This is a genomic window from Rhizobium altiplani (assembly GCF_001542405.1).
GTDB lineage: Bacteria > Pseudomonadota > Alphaproteobacteria > Rhizobiales > Rhizobiaceae > Rhizobium > Rhizobium altiplani.
Genome location: NZ_LNCD01000106.1, coordinates 1 through 18,009, shown reverse-complemented (window position 1 = coordinate 18,009; position 18,009 = coordinate 1). Strand labels below are relative to the sequence as shown.

14 protein-coding genes, 1 other RNA gene and 1 pseudogene are annotated in these 18,009 nt (G+C 60.6%); 10 read left to right on the top strand and 6 right to left on the bottom strand.

From position 1 onward, the window contains the following. Positions 1–145 precede the first annotated feature (145 nt). Positions 146–3,880 (top strand): AsmA family protein, encoded by a 3,735-nt coding sequence (locus AS026_RS25320; protein WP_062372553.1) that lies wholly within the window; start codon positions 146–148, stop codon positions 3,878–3,880. 56 nt (positions 3,881–3,936) lie between these two features. Here AS026_RS25320 and AS026_RS25315 read toward each other — a convergent pair whose 3' ends face one another. From AS026_RS25315 to AS026_RS43680, 6 genes and pseudogenes are all read right to left on the bottom strand, one after another. Beyond that, on the bottom strand, positions 3,937–4,155 hold the full coding sequence (locus tag AS026_RS25315; protein ID WP_018858370.1) for a ribbon-helix-helix domain-containing protein: 219 nt from the start codon (positions 4,153–4,155) through the stop codon (positions 3,937–3,939). A 97-nt stretch (positions 4,156–4,252) separates the two neighbouring features. Beyond that, positions 4,253–4,447: a DUF4169 family protein gene (locus AS026_RS25310; RefSeq protein ID WP_025659412.1), complete on the bottom strand. Its 195-nt coding sequence runs from the start codon at positions 4,445–4,447 to the stop codon at positions 4,253–4,255. A 50-nt stretch (positions 4,448–4,497) separates the two neighbouring features. Next, positions 4,498–5,007 (bottom strand): SspB family protein, encoded by a 510-nt coding sequence (locus tag AS026_RS25305; protein ID WP_018858372.1) that lies wholly within the window; start codon positions 5,005–5,007, stop codon positions 4,498–4,500. A gap of 127 nt (positions 5,008–5,134) precedes the next feature. Beyond that, positions 5,135–5,504: a transfer-messenger RNA gene (ssrA, locus tag AS026_RS25300) on the bottom strand. A gap of 420 nt (positions 5,505–5,924) precedes the next feature. Beyond that, positions 5,925–5,999: pseudogene (locus AS026_RS43685) on the bottom strand (methyltransferase family protein); the annotation flags it as partial. A 321-nt stretch (positions 6,000–6,320) separates the two neighbouring features. After that, entirely contained in the window at positions 6,321–6,683 is a 363-nt protein-coding gene (locus tag AS026_RS43680; protein WP_245307629.1) for a class I SAM-dependent methyltransferase, read from the bottom strand. Positions 6,684–7,150: 467 nt separating this feature from the next. Here AS026_RS43680 and AS026_RS25285 point away from each other — a divergent pair, with 467 nt between their 5' ends. The 9 genes from AS026_RS25285 to AS026_RS25245 all read left to right on the top strand — a co-directional run bounded on the left by AS026_RS25285 (position 7,151) and on the right by AS026_RS25245 (position 17,976). After that, positions 7,151–7,945: a thymidylate synthase gene (locus tag AS026_RS25285; protein ID WP_025659414.1), complete on the top strand. Its 795-nt coding sequence runs from the start codon at positions 7,151–7,153 to the stop codon at positions 7,943–7,945. A 545-nt stretch (positions 7,946–8,490) separates the two neighbouring features. Continuing rightward, entirely contained in the window at positions 8,491–9,540 is a 1,050-nt protein-coding gene (locus tag AS026_RS25280) for a LacI family DNA-binding transcriptional regulator (RefSeq protein ID WP_025659415.1), read from the top strand. Positions 9,541–9,628: 88 nt separating this feature from the next. Next, on the top strand, positions 9,629–11,242 hold the full coding sequence (locus tag AS026_RS25275; protein WP_062372550.1) for an acyl CoA:acetate/3-ketoacid CoA transferase: 1,614 nt from the start codon (positions 9,629–9,631) through the stop codon (positions 11,240–11,242). Then, positions 11,235–12,014 carry an enoyl-CoA hydratase/isomerase family protein gene (locus tag AS026_RS25270; protein WP_025659417.1) on the top strand — a complete coding sequence of 260 codons (780 nt, stop codon included), beginning with the start codon at positions 11,235–11,237 and terminating at the stop codon, positions 12,012–12,014. Before AS026_RS25275 ends, AS026_RS25270 begins: the two co-directional genes overlap by 8 nt. Then, a complete protein-coding gene (locus tag AS026_RS25265) occupies positions 12,008–13,534 on the top strand; it encodes an aldehyde dehydrogenase family protein (protein WP_198021138.1) in 1,527 nt (508 codons plus the stop codon). Before AS026_RS25270 ends, AS026_RS25265 begins: the two co-directional genes overlap by 7 nt. Positions 13,535–13,620: 86 nt before the next feature. Continuing rightward, on the top strand, positions 13,621–14,880 hold the full coding sequence (locus AS026_RS25260) for an ABC transporter substrate-binding protein (RefSeq protein WP_018117077.1): 1,260 nt from the start codon (positions 13,621–13,623) through the stop codon (positions 14,878–14,880). Positions 14,881–14,961: 81 nt separating this feature from the next. After that, the gene (locus AS026_RS25255) at positions 14,962–15,915 is read left to right on the top strand and encodes a carbohydrate ABC transporter permease (protein ID WP_029792362.1); all 954 of its coding nucleotides are present in this window, start codon (positions 14,962–14,964) and stop codon (positions 15,913–15,915) included. Beyond that, positions 15,912–16,856, top strand: coding sequence for a carbohydrate ABC transporter permease (locus AS026_RS25250; protein ID WP_018117075.1), 945 nt, complete (start codon positions 15,912–15,914; stop codon positions 16,854–16,856). Before AS026_RS25255 ends, AS026_RS25250 begins: the two co-directional genes overlap by 4 nt. Before the next feature lie 4 nt (positions 16,857–16,860). After that, positions 16,861–17,976 (top strand): ABC transporter ATP-binding protein, encoded by a 1,116-nt coding sequence (locus AS026_RS25245; RefSeq protein ID WP_025660749.1) that lies wholly within the window; start codon positions 16,861–16,863, stop codon positions 17,974–17,976. Positions 17,977–18,009 lie beyond the last annotated feature (33 nt).

Here is an 18,009-nt window from a genome sequence, read left to right as displayed (position 1 = left end):
GACGCTACGGAAGATTGACTGGCGATGAGGCGAATTCATCTCCAAATCAATTAAATAGGGCATGATGTTGCCCGAAAGCTGCTTCACAGCTTTCGGGATCATGCTCTAGTGTCCGCGATGGATTCCCGAATGGAGAATAGTTGAGTTGGTAGGCCGGTTCCTCGTCTTTTTGGGCGGAGTGATTGTGGTGGCGCTGTTCGTAGCGCTGCTGGCACCGCTGTTTATCGATTGGACCGATTTCCGAAAGAATTTTGAGGATCAGGCGAGCCGGATTATCGGCAAAAAGGTCGTCGTGCACGGAGCGGTGGACGCGCGCCTCCTGCCGTTCCCTTCGGTGACGCTGCATGATGTACGCGTTGGACAGGAGGTCGACGGGTCGCCGATCGTGCAGATCGAGCAGTTCTCCATGGATGCTGAACTCGCGCCTTTCCTTTCCGGCGAGGCGTTGATCTTCGACATGCGCGTGGTCAATCCGCGGGTGAAGCTGCGCCTCTTGAAGGATGGCACGCTCGATTGGACCCGTGGCAGCCAACCCGAAATTCCGGCCAAGACGGTTGTTCTCGAAAACGTCCACGTTACTGGCGGCGATATTCAGTTCATTGACGATCAGTCAGGGCGGTCGCGCCGCATCACAGGACTGAACGCCGAAATGTCGGCTAAGTCGCTTGCCGGTCCGTGGAGGATCGAAGGCGATGCGGCGCTGGATGGCGCACATGGGAGTTTCATGATCGCCAGCAATCAGCCTGATGAGAACGGGATCCTGCGGATGCGCACGCGACTGCAGCCCGACAAGCAACCGGTGATGGTCGATCTCGATGGCGAGTTGAAACTTGTCGACCGCAGGCCGAACTATCAGGGAGCGATATCTGCATCGATCGAGAGCCGGAACGCCAAGTCGGCCGACAAGACCGATGTTCCTCCGCGACTGAAAGGCAAGTTCGAGCTTACGAACGAGAGCATTCGTATACCGGAATACCGTCTCGAGATCGGAGCCACCGATGATCCCTATGTGGTCACGGGCGAGGCGACCCTGGACACCGGAAGTCAGCCGCAATTCCTGCTGATTGCGAACGGCCAGCAGATCGACGTCAATCGCATCGGCAATCAGGGTGCGAATGGCAAGACGACGCGCGATCCCGGCCTATCGGCGCGGCAGCGCCTGAACGCGCTGATTCAGATCGTTTCGCAAGTGCCTGTACCGCAGGTGCCGGGTAAGGCAACAGTTCGGTTGCCGGCGATCGTCGCCGGCGACACGACAATCCGCGATATCCAGCTCGATGTGCAACCCGCTGGCAAGGGCTGGATCATCGACAACGTGGTCGGCACGCTTCCGGGACGCACACAGGTGGAAGGCCAGGGCAAGCTCAATTTGCAGGGGCAAGCATCGTTCGTTGGGCAGATCACGGTGGCCTCCAATCAGCCCACGGGCCTTGCGGCATGGCTTTCCGGCTCAGTCGATCCGGCGATCCGGCAACTGCGGCAGGCGGGCTTCTCCGCTGACGTCAGCCTCACGCATGACCGGCAGACGTTCAACAACCTGGAAATCGCCGTTGGACAGGCCACGTTGAAGGGTCGGATGGACCGACAGGCGTTGGCCAACCAGGTACCGACGCTTGATGTCGCGCTTGCCGGCGACGCACTCGATCTGGATGCACTGCGTGCGCTGACAGGGCTGTTCACCGGCCAGGATGGCGGCGACAACGTACTCGATCACAAGATCACTGCACGGCTCAAGGCCGACAAGTTTACAGCCTTCGGCGTCGAAGCGGGCGATGTCGAGGCGAGCTTTGCAATTGCCGATGGGGCTCTCGCGGTCGACAAGCTTTCTATCAAGAACCTGGCGGGTGCCGAAGTGACTGCGACCGGTCGCGCCGAGGGATCGCTGCTCGATTACAAGGGCTCTGGGGAAATCACCTTCAAATCGGCGGATCCGGGCTCATTCTTCACAATGCTCAAGCAGCATCTGCCGCAGCATCCGGTCATGGATAGGCTTGTGCGCAATGCCGCGTGGTACACGAATACCGCACTGCGCGGAGCTTTGACTCTCGGAGGCGACGAGGGCGACGGCCTGACCCTGACATTGGCGGGGGTGACCAACGGCAGTCGTGTCAACCTCGACTACCGCATGTCGGATCTTCTGGCGCTGACGGGTAAGGGCACAACGAGCCTTGAGGCGACGCTTGAGAACAGCGTCACCTCGATCCTGTTTGGGCAGGCGGGTCTTGATCCGTTGCCGGTCGAGGCCGACGCCAATGGACGCCTGACCCTGAAGGTGCAGGCAGAAGGAACGGATCCTGCCGACGCCCAGCTGACATTTGCCACCGACCGCACATCGTTTACGGCTGGCGGCAAGGTGGACGTTCGCCCGCAGGCCTTCATGAACGGACAGCTTGCAGTATCCCTGGAGAGTGCCGATCTTGATCCGTATCTTGTCATGAACGGCATCGCTGTGCCGCAAATGGGTACGGGCCTGCCGTTCAAGCTGACAACGAACGCGACCATCGATGGCGACAAGATTTCCTTTGCGGATATCGCAGGACATGCCGCCGACAACGAGTTCAGCGGCGCCCTGACCGTCGACCGTAAAGCGGAAAAGACCACGGCGACGGGCGAATTGGCGCTATCCAAGGCCGATGCCACCTGGCTAGGGGAAGCTGTTTACGGACCTATGACGGATGCGGCGACCGGCGACCTGTCGGCCGGCGCGCTGGGCTTGCCGATCATCAAGGATTTGGACGTCAACCTCAAGCTCTCCGCCAAGCAATTCTGGCCTGGCTGGTCCGGCGCGATTTCGGATTTCACGTCAAACGTGGCCTACAAGGGCGACGAACTGCAGCTGAACGACATCAAGGGCGGTTGGGATGGCGGCACCGTCAACGGCAGCCTGCTGTTTACCAATGCTGACGGTACGGGCTTCTTCCAGACGCAACTGGCGCTGGCAGATGCGGATTTGGCCGGTGTCGTGTGGCCCCGGGATGGCGCGCCGGTCGCCAACGGCAAGTTCGGGCTTGGGCTCTCCATGGAGGCTTCCGGCAAGTCCATGAAGGATATCGCTGGTTCTTTGAACGGCTCCGGCGAGCTTCGGCTTGGCGATATCAGCGTACGTGGTCTCAATCTCGGCATGCTGGCGCCATTACTGGCCGCCACCGATCCGATGCAGGATCAGCTGAATGCCGGCAAGGTTCATCCGATCGTCGAGACCTTGCTCAACAACGGCGAAGCGAAGCTGCCGCCGACTGCGATTCCGTTCAACGTGACGGATGGGGTTCTGCGCTTTCAGAACGTCAGCGTGACGACCGACCAGGCAAAGCTCGTCGGCAACGGCCAGATCGACCTGCCACAGGAGCGCATCAATGCGTCGCTCAACATTGCACTGAATCCGGGTGGCGAGGTGCTTCCCGGTGCGGAGCCTGCGGTACGACTCGACTTTTCAGGACTGCTCGCGTCGCCTGGGCGAACCATTGATGTCACGGACATCACCGGCTTCCTGTCGTTGCGCGCCTACGAGCGCGAACGCCGGCGCGTCGAGCGCCTGCAGTCCAACGTACTGGAGAAGCAGCGACTGCGCCGTGAAGTTGCTCTCTACAAGTTCAACGATATCGAGCGCCAGAAGGCCGCAGCCTTCGAGGCGCAACGGCAGGCGGAAGAGCAGCGCCTGAGAGCTTTGGCCGCGCAGGCCGAGCGCGATAGGCAGGCAGCGGAAGCGAAAGCAAAGGCTGACGCTGAAGCCGAAGCGCGCGCCAAGGCAAAGGCGGCGGAGGACGCAAAAGCGGCCGCAGAGGCGGCGCGACGGGCACAGGAGCAGCTTACCGTGCCCCCGGAGAACTCACTCAATTTCGAAACGGTGCCGGGGTTGCCGGGCGTGCAGGTGCCGCAGTAGTGTGTTTGCGATCGCGGTATGTGGGCATCCTCACGCGCGGTAGCCTTCGAGGCGAACTAGCCCGCGCTCTCGGATTTCAGCCAATGAAGGACATAGACGCGCAGCGCTGACGAGAGGTTGCTCTCCGGCTGTCGCTGATCGTCTATGTCGGAAATCAAGGCTGCGAGTGGGATGGCGCGCGCTTTGGCGATTATGTTCAACTCGGTCCAGAACTCGTCTTCCAACGAGAAGCTGGTGCGGTGTCCGTGTAGAGTAGCCGAGTGCTTGCGGATCATCGCAAGGCTTCAGAATTCGGTTCGAGCCGCTGACACGTTGACTCCAGAAAGCCTGCCAACTGATTGATCCCGGAATCTTTTGCGTTTCTCGGGGCGCTCATTTGTCGTCTTCAGATTTCTCTATCCGGCCTTGCTGATGAGAGCGTTCGGCCTTCTCATTGAGCGCCTTCGTCAGCTGCTTCTCGGCCTTGGTGCGGCCAAAGGAGATACGGTTTTGCTCCGCCTGCTTCGCCTTGTCGGCGCGGGCCTGTTTCTTTTTGAACTGGCGGAGATTGACGACTTCGGCGGTCACGGTTGGCCTCGATCGGAATTGAAAAAGGGAAGCAGTTGCTTCCCTTGGTTTTACTGCTTCTTTCGGAAGGCGTCGAGCGAGACGACCGAGCCGGGTTTCTTTTCCTCGCCATCGGCTTTGGCGGCGGGCGTTTCCTCGGACTTCTCGGACGCAACCGGATAGGCGGTGATTTCAGCGGCGGGAAGCTCTTCGCTGTCAGCGAGAGGCACGTCGAATTCCAGCTCGAAGTTCACGGACGGGTCATAGAAGCCGCGGATGGCGTTGAACGGAATGAAGAGCTTTTCCGGAACATCAGAGAAGGAAAGGCCGATCTCGAAAGTGGTCTCCGTGATCTTCAGTTCCCAGAACTGGTGCTGGATGACGATAGTCATCTGTTCCGGATACTTCGCCTTCAGGTGCTGCGAGATGCGAACACCAGGGGCGCCGGTCAGAAAGGTAATGAAGAAATGATGCTCGCCCGGCAGGCGGCCCGTCGCGGCAACTTCAGACAAAACCTTGCGGATGACGCCACGCAGTGCGTCCTGTGCCAGAATGTCGTAACGGATGTGATCCTGCCCCATGCTTTCCTGTCTTTCTTTTGGTTCGGACTCGTTTCCCAAGGCTGTATGGCATGCCAAGACGCCCTGGAAAAGGCCTGAGCCGAGTCATGCTTGACCAAACCATACATGATTTGCGCGCAAGGGAGAAGGTGAAGGCTTCTGTTGCCAGGTGCCTTCGGACCCCGCCTAGAGGTGCGAACCACTAGGGCTTTATTTGAAGTGTCACACCGCGATTAAGCAGCGAGACGAGCTTCCGCATAGTTGTCGTTTGCAACTACAATTTTAGCCCGATAACGGCGGTACAATGCCGAGCAAAAAGACGATCTTTACACCCTTGTCGATCCTGTTTCGCCCCCATCAAAAGCCGGCCATCTTGTTGCAAGCCCGCCGGTTTTTGGTGGAGGCGCCGGGTACCGCCCCCGGGTCCAATAGGTTTATTACACCGCTCATTTATCGCCATAGCCGGCCCGAGGACCGGCATGGCTGATATAGTGTTTTCCGCCTCGGTTGGGAAGAGGTGTTGTCACAAAACCGTTTCGTAGTGAGCGGGACTGCAGGAACTTCGCCCGTGCTCTGCAGGCGGCCGTTGCCTCATTGAAGACACCGCGCTTCTTGAGCAGACTCACCATACCGGTGGCAGCGCCCACGACGGCGACGAAGAAGACAAGAAGAGAGAGGTAGGGGAGAGACAGCGCATTGGCTGCGCCGGCGACCCCGTAGATCTCGATCAGGAGAACGGCCAGAAGGGCGGCGGAAACCGTCGAATAGTCCTTCGCGATGACGCGCTTCGCATTGAACACCATCCCATGCGTCGCCAGCGCGAAATTGCCAAAGCGAAGCATCCAGCGCGGAACGTCGGCACAGTAGGCTCGATAGGCGTCGCCAAACTTGTTTTCGAGAAATGCTTCCTCGGCGTGGACGATGCATTGGTAGATGAGCATGAAGAGCGCTATGCCGACAACTACGACCATTGGATTTCCATGCAGCAAGAACACGGCTGCATAGATCAGCATGTTCCCGACAAAGAGCGGGTTGCGGCAGACGCCGAACATCCCCTCGGTCACGAGATCGGCGGCGTAGACACGCTTCTTCAGGCCGCCTCGCTGAATATAGGCATAGCCGATCACTGTTGCGCGCAAAGCCAGGCCGGCAAGCAGGATCAGAAGCGCAACTACGTCTTTAACGCGCTCCGCCGTAACGCTTCCCCCGATTTCCGAGGGCGGTAGCGTCATCAGAAACAAGGTGACAATTATGAGCGGGAACGCCTGATTGCGATATTTGAAGAAGAGGTTCCCGATATGAATCATGGCTGCTTTCATTTTTTGCGCCCAGCCTCACTTGACGGCCACGATGCCGCAGAAATTGCACCAGCGGAAAAAGACCTCGACACTGCGGAAGCCGACCTCTTTCAGAAGCTGCATGTTCTCTTCCAGACGATAGGGGATGAGCACATTTTCAAGCGCTTCGCGCTTCTGGGCGATCTCGATTTCGGAGTAGCCGTTTCGTCGCTTGAAGTCGTAATAGTGCTGGATGAACAGCCGGTTGAAGGCCGTATCCTCGCTGGTCAATTTCTCAACGAGGAGCAGGCAGCCCTGATCGTTCAGGCCGGAGAAGATCATCCTCATTACGCGCTCGCGAAACAGTGGGCGAATGAATTGTAGCGTCAGAAGCATGGTGACGATGCTGGCGTTCTCCATGTGAAGACCCTGGTGGATCGACGACTTTCAAGTCGATCGGGCGCCGCGCGTCTGCATGCTCGATTTTCTGTGCCGCCTTTTCCAGCGTGTCAGGGGCATTGTCGACGCCAATGAAATTGACGTTCGGATCGATCATTCGGTCGAGCGTGAGCAATGTCGTCGCCGTCGAACAGCCGATATCGTAAAGGTTGGTGTTCGGCACGGCGAAGTCCTGCGCCTCCCCCAAAAAATGCGGTTGGCCCCAAAGGAAAGCGGCGTGAATTGCCGCTAATATACTGACAGTGCTGAAACCCCCTGGAGCGCCCCCGCGCTAACCATAGGGAGACATGCGAACCTGACGGTAGCCTGATAGCGCCTCCGGGCGTCTCGCAGGTATCGCGGAGAATTGCCGGGATAATAGCCGCACTATGATTGGTTTCGACGGGCAAAACGCCTAAATAGGTACGGAACGGAATCGGCGGCGGACGATGAAGCAGTATCTCGATCTCTTGAAGCATGTCATGGAACACGGAGCCGATCGTGGCGATCGAACGGGCACCGGCACACGCTCGGTGTTCGGCTATCAGATGCGGTTCGATCTTCAGGAAGGCTTTCCTGTCCTGACGACGAAGAAGCTGCATCTGCGTTCCATCATCCACGAGCTTCTCTGGTTTCTTCGCGGCGACACCAATATCGGCTACCTCAAGGACAATGGAGTCTCGATCTGGGACGAGTGGGCCGACGAAAACGGCGACCTCGGGCCGGTCTACGGCGCTCAGTGGCGTTCCTGGCCTGCTCCCGATGGCGGCCATATCGACCAGATTTCCAATCTCGTTTCGGGCATCGTCAAGAACCCGAATTCACGCCGGCATATCGTTTCGGCATGGAACCCTGCCGAGGTGGATGACATGGCGTTGCCACCTTGCCATTGCCTGTTCCAGTTCTATGTCGCCGACGGGAAGCTGTCCTGTCAGCTCTATCAGCGTTCGGCCGACATCTTCCTTGGCGTACCCTTCAACATTGCCTCGTATGCCCTGCTGACAATGATGGTGGCGCAGGTAACGGGCCTGAAGCTCGGCGATTTCGTGCACACGCTCGGCGATGCGCATCTGTATCACAACCACTTCGAGCAGGCGAAGCTGCAGCTGACGCGCACGCCAAAGCCATTGCCGTTCATGCGGATCAACCCCGACGTGAAGGACATCTTCGGGTTCAAGTTCGATGATTTCGAGCTGGTCGGCTACGAAGCCGACGCCAGCATCAAGGCGCCGATCGCGGTTTGATCGGGGAGTTCTGACGCGGCGAGTTCCGGTTGGCGCAGCGCTGTCTATCACGGCTTCCACGAGCTCAGGCCTACCAGCGGCCGATCTCACCATGGATTTTTGACGCATGCCATAGGTGGCTTCATCGCTGGCGACTGACTGCTGGCCAGTCGCGCTTGGTAGCGGCGGGCCAAGTGGTCGCGCAGCGTAAAGGGACTCAGCGCGGAGATCCAAAAGACCGTCTGGGCCGGTTTCCTGCCCAGCCTACCGACACTACATGTCCGTGACTTTTGCTCAGCAGCGGGGAGCGTTGATGCGCGACCTTCGGTTGGTTTAGCTTAGATCGTTCCAAAATATTCTAGATCGACACCGACCCAATTTCTTGCGAATAAGCAAGTGCTGTAGAAGATATTGATGTATTTTCCGTGGCTTAGATATTCCGAATCGCAGAGGCGTAATTCCTGTACGGCGACTGCTGTTCCGACAAGAAATGCGGAATTGCCACTTGACAAAATTGGAACGTTCCAAGTATTTGGGCACCGTGGCTGAGGCCTTTGGAGGATCTCATGACAAAAGGGCGGGTTACCGTCATCGATATTGCGAAGGCGGCGGGCGTCTCCAAGTCGACCGTTTCGCTTGTCTTGCAAGGATCGTCCCTGGTGAACGACGGCACGAGAGCGAAGGTCAACGCGGTGATGCGCGAGCTTGGCTACGTGTACAATCGCGGAGCCGCCAATCTGCGCCAATCCGGTTCGAAGTCGAAAATTATCGGTGTGGTCGTCAACGATCTGACCAATGGGTTCTTCGCGGAACTCGCCGTTGGTGTGGACATGGTCGTCCAGTCCGCGGGATTCGTCCAGTTCCTGTCCAATACCAGCGAGAGTTTGGACCGACAGCGGGAAGTTATCGCCTCCATGCGCGAGCATGGGATTTCAGGGCTGATCATGTCGCCCGCCCGTGCGACCGAAGCCGCTGACCTGAAGCCGCTGGTCGCAGCTGGCATTCCCGTCGTCGTGGCTGTCCGCAACGTTCCGGGAGCTAAGGTCTCGTCCGTCGTTTCGGACAATCGCGAGGGAATATCTGCTGGCGTGCAGCATCTCGCTTCGCTTGGCCACCGCCGGATCGCATTCATCGGCGGCTTTAGTGATACGGCGGTTTTCGACGAGCGCATCGACGGCTATCGCGGCGCAATAGCGGCTTGCGGCCTTGAGCTTGACGAAGATCTTATCCTGCCTTCCGCCCCCTCGAGAGCTGGTGGTGTCGATGCGATCGGCCGAGCGCTGGCAATCGCTGCCGCTCCCACTGCCGCTGTGTGTTTCAACGACGCAGTCGCGTTCGGTGTGTGCGACGGGCTTCGCGCCCAGCGCCTCGAGCCTGGACGTGACTTTGCAGTGGTCGGCTTCGATGACGTCATCGAGGCAAAAGCCGCCGTTCCGGCGCTGACGACGATCTCGGTGGATCCGCAGGGAATGGGCCGGCGCGCCGCGCAACTGCTTCTGAAGCAGATCAGCGCGGGTAGGGCGGAAGCGGAGTCAATCGTCTCCTCTGTCCGGCTCGTGGTCCGGGAGACCTGTGGAGCAAACCTGGCAGGCGGTTCCAACAGGAGGCAGGCATGAGTTGGTCGCTGGCGACGGGTCCCGCCGTTGTCGAGGCGGCGAAAAGCGGCTCGGCCGTGAAAATCGAAACAGGGCTTTGAGTAATCAGATGAGCAAGCACATTACCCCGACGGAAGCCGCAGCACTGATCCCCGACGGAGCGGTTGTCTCCGTATCGTCGTCGAGCGGCCTCGGTTGCCCCGACCTGATGCTGAAGGCGATCGGCGAGCGCTTCGATAGCACCGGTCATCCGCGCGATATCACGACGCTGCATCCCATCGCGGCAGGCGACATGAGCGGTATCAGGGGTGTGGACTATATCGCCAAGAAGGGCCTGCTCAAACGTATCATCGGCGGCTCCTATCCGTCGGGACCATCCAGCGCGGAGCCGCCGCTGATCTGGCAAATGATCACGAACAACGAAATTCCGGCCTACAACATTCCCTCGGGCATCATGTTCGATATTCACCGGGAGGCTGCCGCCAAACGCCCGGGTGTCCTGACAAAGGTGGGCATCGACACGTTCGTGGATTCAAAGAGGCAGGGTTGCGCTATGAACGACCTCGCTGCCCAGGACCCGGTGGTCAAGCGCGTCTCGTTCGAAGGCGACGACTACCTGTTCTTCCCGTCGATCGTGCCGCAGGTCGTCATCATCCGCGCGACGACCGCGGACGAGCGCGGCAACCTGACTTATGAACACGAGGGTGCCTATCTCGGCGGTCTCGACCAGGCGCTTGCTGCCCGCAACAATGGCGGCATCGTCATCGCTCAGGTCAAGCGGATCACCAAGGAAGGTTCGCTGAAGCCGCATGACGTGCGCGTCCCCGGTATGCTCGTCGATTACGTGATCGTCGATCCGGACCAGAAGCAGACCACTCAGACGCTCTACGATCCGGCTATCTCAGGCGAGATCTTTCGCCCGTTGGAGAGCTTCCGCGTTCCGGACTTCAACATCCAGAAGGTCATCGCGCGCCGCGTTGCCCAAGAGTTGCAGGCAGGCAGCTGCGTCAATCTGGGCTTCGGCATTTCCGCCAACGTGCCGCGCATCCTCCTTGAGGAAGGGCTGCACGGCTCCGTCACCTGGGTCATCGAACAGGGTGCCGTCGGCGGTGTCCCGTTGCTGGACTTCGCGTTCGGCTGTGCATCCAACGCCGACGCCTATATGCCCTCGCCATACCAGTTCACCTATTTCCAGGGCGCCGGCTTCGACGCCTCGTTGCTCTCCTTCCTCGAGATCGGCCGTGATGGCTCGGTGAACGTTTCGAAGTTGTCGTTCCGTCCCCACGTCACCGCGGGTGCCGGCGGCTTCGTCGATATCACGGCGCGTGCGAAGAAGATCGTCTTCTCGGGGATGTTCAATGCCGGCGCAAAGCTCGCGATCGTCGACGGCAAGCTCGTGATCGAGAAGGAAGGCAAGTTGAAGAAGCTCGTCAACGAGGTCGAGCATGTCACCTTCTCCGGCAAGCGGGCGATCGAGCAGGGCCAGGACATCACTTATGTCACCGAACGATGCGTGATGAAGCTGACGCCTGAAGGCATTGTTCTCACGGAGATTGCGCCGGGTGTCGACCTGCAGGCCCATATCCTCGATCAGTCCGAGTTCTCGCTCATCATAGCAGAGGACCTCAAGGTCATGGATGCGAAACTCTTTGGTGAAGCAAACATCGGCCTGACTCTACCGAAGAAGAGCGCCCGCGTCCTGGAGGGCACGTTCAATGGCTAGCGGCACGGTCAAGATCCACGTCGAAGATCACATCGCGATCATGACGGTATCGCGTCCGGAAAAGCTGAATGCGCTTGATCTCGACATGCTCAAGGCGCTGGCAGATGCCGCCGATGACGTCGAGGCTAACGGCGACGTTCGTGTGGCGATCCTGACAGGCGAAGGCAAGGGCTTCTCAGCGGGCGGCGACATCAAGGCCTGGGGCGGCATGCGGCCACAGGAGTTTGGTCATGCCTGGGTACGCCACGGACATCGCATCTTCGAAAGACTTGCGACCCTCAGAATGCCTCTGATCGCGGCCTTGAACGGCCATGCGCTCGGCGGTGGGCTGGAGCTTGCCGGCGTCGCCGACATTCGCATTGGCGAAGAGCACATCAAGATCGGACTTCCGGAAACAGGCCTCGGCATGGTTCCCGGCTGGTCGGGCACGCAGCGTCTTGTGAAGCGCTTCGGCGCGCAGGTGGTCAGGCGCATGGCGCTGGGCGGTGAGATCTTCACCGCCGAGGAAGCCCGCACGCTCGGCATCGTCGATGTGGTGACATCGACCGGTAATGCCGTGGAAGCGGCCAAGGAATATGCGGCCCGCATCGCGATGAGGGGGCCGGCTGCACTTGAAGTGGTCAAGCTGATGATTGCCTCCGCGAACGGCGAGGACAATGGCACGGCCGTCGAGGCGCTGGGCTCGATCCTCGTTGCGAAGACCGGCGACCTCAATGAGGGGGTGGCTTCGTTCACCGAAAAACGCCCTGCACACTTCAAAGGAGAATGGTAATGACGGTTCTGGTTACTCCCAAGGCGCTTAGCGATCACAAGGCCCGCGACTTCAAGATGCTGGTCGATGGCAAGTGGGAGGCCGGCTCCGGCCAGCCGATCGAGCGCGTGGCGCCAAGCCATGGCGTCGTCGTGAGCCGCTTTCCGGCGGGAAGCAAAGCCGATGCCGAGCGCGCCATCAAAGCCGCCCGCAAGGCGTTTGACACGGGTCCCTGGCCCAGAATGACGGCATCCGAACGTTCCGCCATCTTGCTCAAGGCTGCCCACCTGATCTCAGCCCGTGCGGACGAACTCGCCTACCTGGACGCGATCGAGGCCGGCAAGCCGATCTCCCAGGTGCGCGGCGAAATCGCCGGTTCGGTCGACATTTGGCGATACGCAGCGGCGCTCGCCCGCGATCTTCATGGCGAAAGCTACAACACGCTTGGAGACGGCACGCTGGGCGTTGTCCTGCGTGAGGCGATCGGCGTCGTATCGATCATCACTCCCTGGAACTTCCCCTTCCTGATCGTCGGCCAGAAGCTTCCCTTTGCGTTGGCGGCGGGCTGCACCACGGTCGTCAAGCCATCCGAACTGACCTCGGGCTCGACGCTGGTTCTTGGCGAAATCCTTCAGGAAGCAGGCGTGCCCGATGGCGTCGTCAACATTGTCACCGGCACGGGACCAGAGGTCGGCGCGATCATGACGTCCCATCCTGAGGTCGACATGGTGTCGTTCACCGGCTCAACCGGCGTCGGCAAGCTCACCATGACGAATGCCGCGCAGACGCTGAAGAAGGTCTCGCTGGAACTGGGCGGCAAGAACCCGCAGATTGTATTCCCGGATGCGGATCTCGATGCGTTCATCGACGCGGCCGTCTTCGGCGCCTATTTCAATGCCGGCGAGTGCTGCAATGCGGGCTCGCGCCTTATCCTGCACAAGAGCATCGCTTCCGACGTGGTCAAGCGCGTCGCCGAACTCGCCAAAAACGTCAAGGTTGGCGATCCGCTCGATCCGACAACGCAAGTGGGCGCGATCATCACACCGCAGCATCTGGAAAAGATTGCCGGTTACGTGGCCGGTGCGACGAGCAGCGGTGCGCAGGTGGCGCATGGCGGCGAAAAGCTCGACTTGGGCATGGGGCAATACATGGCGCCGACGATCCTCGAAGCTGTCACGCCAGGCATGGCGGTTGCGCGCGAGGAAGTCTTCGGACCGGTGCTGTCCGTCCTCACGTTCGAAACCACCAGTGAGGCGATCGCGATCGCCAACTCCATAGACTACGGCCTTTCCGCTGGCGTCTGGAGCCGTGACTTCGACACCTGCCTGACGATCGGTCGGAAGGTCAGGGCAGGGACGGTCTGGATGAACACCTTCATGGACGGCGCCTCCGAGCTGCCGTTCGGAGGATACAAGCAATCCGGCCTCGGCCGCGAACTCGGCCGCCATGCGGTGGAGGATTACACCGAGACCAAGACGCTCAACATGCATATCGGCGCCCGGACAAACTGGTGGATGCCGAAGAGGGAAACGCTGGGATAACCGGCAACGAGACTACGCCCGAGGAGGGCGGGTAATCGGTGCGGGAATGGTCCCGCACCTTCGAACTTGCAAACCGGGAGGAAACGATGCGCAAGTTTTTGATGACGACAGCGTTGGTGACGATGAGTGTTGCGGGCTTGGGTGCTGCCAAGGCTGCGGATGTGAAGGAAGTGCAGATGCTGCACTGGTGGACGTCCGGCGGCGAGGCAGCGGCCTTGAACGTGTTGAAGGAGGATCTGTCGAAGGAGGGGTTTGCCTGGAAGGACGTGCCGGTTGCCGGTGGTGGCGGTGATGCGGCGATGACGGCGCTGAAGGCGATGGTTGCGGCCGGCACCTATCCGACGGCCTCGCAGATGCTCGGCTACACCGTTCTCGACTACGCCCAGGCCGGCGTCATGGGGGACCTGACGGAGACGGCGAAGGCCGAGGGCTGGGACAAGGCGGTTCCGGCGGCGCTGCAGAAGTTCTCCGTCTATGACGGCAAGTGGGTCGCAGCCCCCGTCAACGTCCACTCGGTCAACTGGCTGTGGATCAACAAGGGTGTGATGGACAAGATCGGCGGCACCGAGCCGAAGACCTTCGACGACCTGATCGCGCTGCTCGACAAGGCGAAGGCTGCCGGCGTGACGCCGCTGGCGCTCGGCGGCCAGAACTGGCAGGAAGCGACGATGTTCGACTCGATCGTGCTGTCGACGGGCGGCCCCGAGTTCTACAAGAAGGCGATGAACGACCTCGACGAGGAGTCGCTGAAGTCGGACACGATGAAGAAGTCGTTCGACAACCTGCAGAAGATCGTCCAGTACGTCGACCCGAACTTCTCCGGACGCGACTGGAACCTTGCGACCGCCATGGTCATCAAGGGCGATGCGCTCGTGCAGGTGATGGGTGACTGGGCCAAGGGCGAGTTCGTCGCCGCCAAGAAGACACCGAACACCGACTTCCTGTGCTACCGCTTCCCGGGCACCGACGGCAGCGTGATCTACAACTCCGACATGTTCGGCATGTTCAACGTGCCTGACGACCGCAAGGCAGCACAGGTGGCGCTTGCCAAGGCAACGCTGTCGAAGAGCTTCCAGTCGGCGTTCAACGTCGTCAAGGGCTCGGTTCCGGCCCGTACCGACGTTCCGGATACCGATTTCGACGCCTGCGGCAAGAAGGGTATCGCCGACCTGAAGAAGGCCAATGAAGGCGGCACGCTGTACGGCTCGCTGGCCCAGGGCTATGGCGCGCCTCCGGCGGTTGCCAATGCCTACAAGGACGTCGTCTCGAAGTTCGTGCATGGCCAGATCAAGACCTCCGACCAGGCGGTCGAAGAGCTCGTCAAGGCCATCGACGACGCCAAGTAATCAAGGCCTCCCACGGTCTTCCCCGCCGGTGTCGGCGGGGAAGATTCCGCCACGGACGATCTCGTTGGAGGAGATGACCCCATGAGCACCATCGCTACCGATAAAACCGTTCTCACGCCGCACCGTGGAACGCCCATTTCCATCCGCGCGCGCCTGCAGGACGCGCTGCCGAAGATCGTGCTCGCGCCGAGTTTCGCCATCACGCTTGTGTTCGTCTACGGCTTCATCCTCTGGACGATCTATCTGTCCTTCACCAATTCCAAGACCTTTCCGTCCTACGTGCTGACGGGCCCGCGCGCCTATCAGCGGCTGTGGCGCTGGACGTTCGAAAGCGATCCGCCGTCCAGCTGGTACACCTCGATCACCAACATGGGCATCTTCGGTGTGCTCTATGTCGGCATCTGCCTGGCGCTCGGCCTGTTCCTGGCGATCCTGCTCGACCAGAAGATCCGCGGCGAGGGCATATTGCGGCCGATCTTCCTCTATCCGATGGCGCTCTCCTTCATCGTCACCGGCGTTGCCTGGAAATGGTTCCTCGATCCGGGGCTCGGGCTCGAGCAGACGCTGCATCAGTTCGGCTGGACGAGCTTCCACTTCGACTGGATCAAGAACAAGGACTTCGTGATCTATACTGTCGTGATCGCCGGTGTCTGGCAGGCGTCCGGCTTCGTCATGGCGATGTTCCTTGCCGGCCTTCGCGGCATCGACAGCGAGATCATGAAGGCGGCGCAGATCGACGGGGCGACGACCGTGCAGCTCTATCGCCGCATCATCATCCCGTTGCTCAGACCGATCTTCCTGTCGGCCTTCATCGTGCTCGCCCACATGGCGATCAAGTCTTACGATCTGGTTGTGGCACTGACCTCGGGCGGCCCCGGCGGCTCGGCCTGGCTGCCGTCCAACTTCATGTACGAATACACCTTCAAGCGCAACGAGATGGCCGTCGGCTCGGCGAGCGCGGTGATCATGCTGATGACGATTTCGGCGATCATCGTTCCCTATCTCTATTCGGAACTCAGGGAGAAATCGCGATGAGCGCCGTCACCTCGACCCTGCCGAGTGCGGCCAGCGCCTCGCGCAACAGACTGTTCAGCCGGATCTTCATCTACGGGCTGCTTGTCATCTTCGCGATCATCTACCTGATGCCGCTGTTCGTCATGCTGGTGACCTCGTTCAAGACGATGGACGAGATCCAGAACGGCAACATGCTGGCGCTGCCGCAGTCGCCGACCATCGAGCCCTGGTTCAAGGCCTGGGGGCAGGCCTGCGTCGGGCTGACCTGCGCCGGCATCAAGGGCTACTTCTGGAACTCGATCAAGATGGTCGTTCCGGCCGTGGCGATCTCGACGATCATGGGCGCGCTGAATGGCTACATCCTGACCAAGTGGCGCTTCCCCGGCCACACGCTGGTGTTCGGCCTGATGCTGTTTGCCTGCTTCATCCCGTTCCAGTCGGTGCTCTTGCCGATGGCGACCATCCTTGGCAGCCTCGGCCGCTTCGGGGCGACGCTGCGCGACCAGATCGGCATGTCGCTCGGCTTCGGCAATCCGACCGTCAACCTCGTCACCGTTCACGTCGTCTACGGCCTCGGCTTCACGACGCTGTTCTTTCGCAACTATTACGAGGCCTTTCCGACCGAACTGGTGAAGGCGGCGCAGGTCGACGGTGCCAGCTTCTTCCAGATCTTCCGCCGCATCATGCTGCCGAACTCGCTGCCGATCATCGTCGTCACCGTCATCTACCAGTTCACCAACATCTGGAACGACTTCCTGTTTGCCTCGGCCTATGCCGGCACGGGCGATTCCATGCCGATGACGGTGGCGCTGAACAACGTCGTCAACACCTCCACCGGTGTCGTCGAATACAACGTCAACATGGCGGCGGCGATGATCGCAGCGCTTCCGACCCTCCTCGTCTACATTCTCGCCGGCCGCTACTTCGTGCGTGGCCTGATGGCGGGCGCTGTCAAAGGATAATCCAATGGCTTTCCTCGAAATCTCAGGTCTCAAGAAGCGCTTCGGCTCGCTGGAGATCCTCAAGGGCATCAACCTTGACCTGGAAAAGGGCGGCTTCCTCGTGCTCGTCGGCCCGTCCGGCTGCGGCAAGTCGACCTTGCTCAACACCATTGCCGGCCTGGAATCGATCACCGAGGGCGACATTCGCGTCGATGGCCGCAGCATTGCCGACCTGCATCCGTCGAAGCGCGACATCGCCATGGTGTTCCAGAGCTACGCGCTCTACCCGAACATGACGGTGGCCGGAAACATCGCCTTCGGCATGGAGATGCGCGGCGTGCCGGTCGAGGAGCGCAACAAGGCGATCGACAAGGTCGCCAAGGTGCTGCAGATCGGCCACCTGCTCAATCGCAAGCCGAGCCAGCTGTCGGGCGGCCAGCGCCAGCGCGTCGCCATGGGCCGCGCCCTGGTGCGCGACCCGAAGCTGTTCCTGTTCGACGAACCGCTCTCCAACCTCGACGCCAAGCTGCGCGTCGACATGCGCATCGAGATCAAGCGGCTGCACCAGGCGACCGGCACGACGATCGTCTATGTGACCCACGACCAGATCGAGGCGATGACGCTGGCCACCAAGATCGCCGTCATGCGCGACGGCGAGGTGCAGCAGTTCGGCACGCCGGCCGAGATCTACAACAACCCGGCCAACATGTTCGTCGCCGACTTCATGGGCTCGCCGGCGATGAACCTCCTCGCGGGGACGATCGAGAAGGGGGCGTCCGGCCTGACCGTGTCGCTTTCACGTCCGCAGGGCGAGCCGATCCGGCTGCCTGTCACGGCGGGCAACGGCGCGCTCGAAGCGCATACCGGCCGCGAGATCGTCTTCGGCATCCGCCCCGAGGCGCTGACCGATCCTGACGGTGCGGACCGCAACGCCAAGGCGCTGGCCGAAAGCGACTGCCTGATCGAGGTGGTGGAACCGGCCGGATCCGACACCTTCGCGGTCACCAAGCTCGGCGGCAAGGAGGTCGTGGCGCGGCTCAGGGCCGACGCCCGCATCCAGGCCGGCCAGCACGCCCGCCTCGCCTTCAACCTCGACAAGGCCGTGTTCTTCGATCCGCAAAGCCAAACCCGCATCGCTTAAACCAGGAGCCAGGATTCCAAACATGAACAGCTC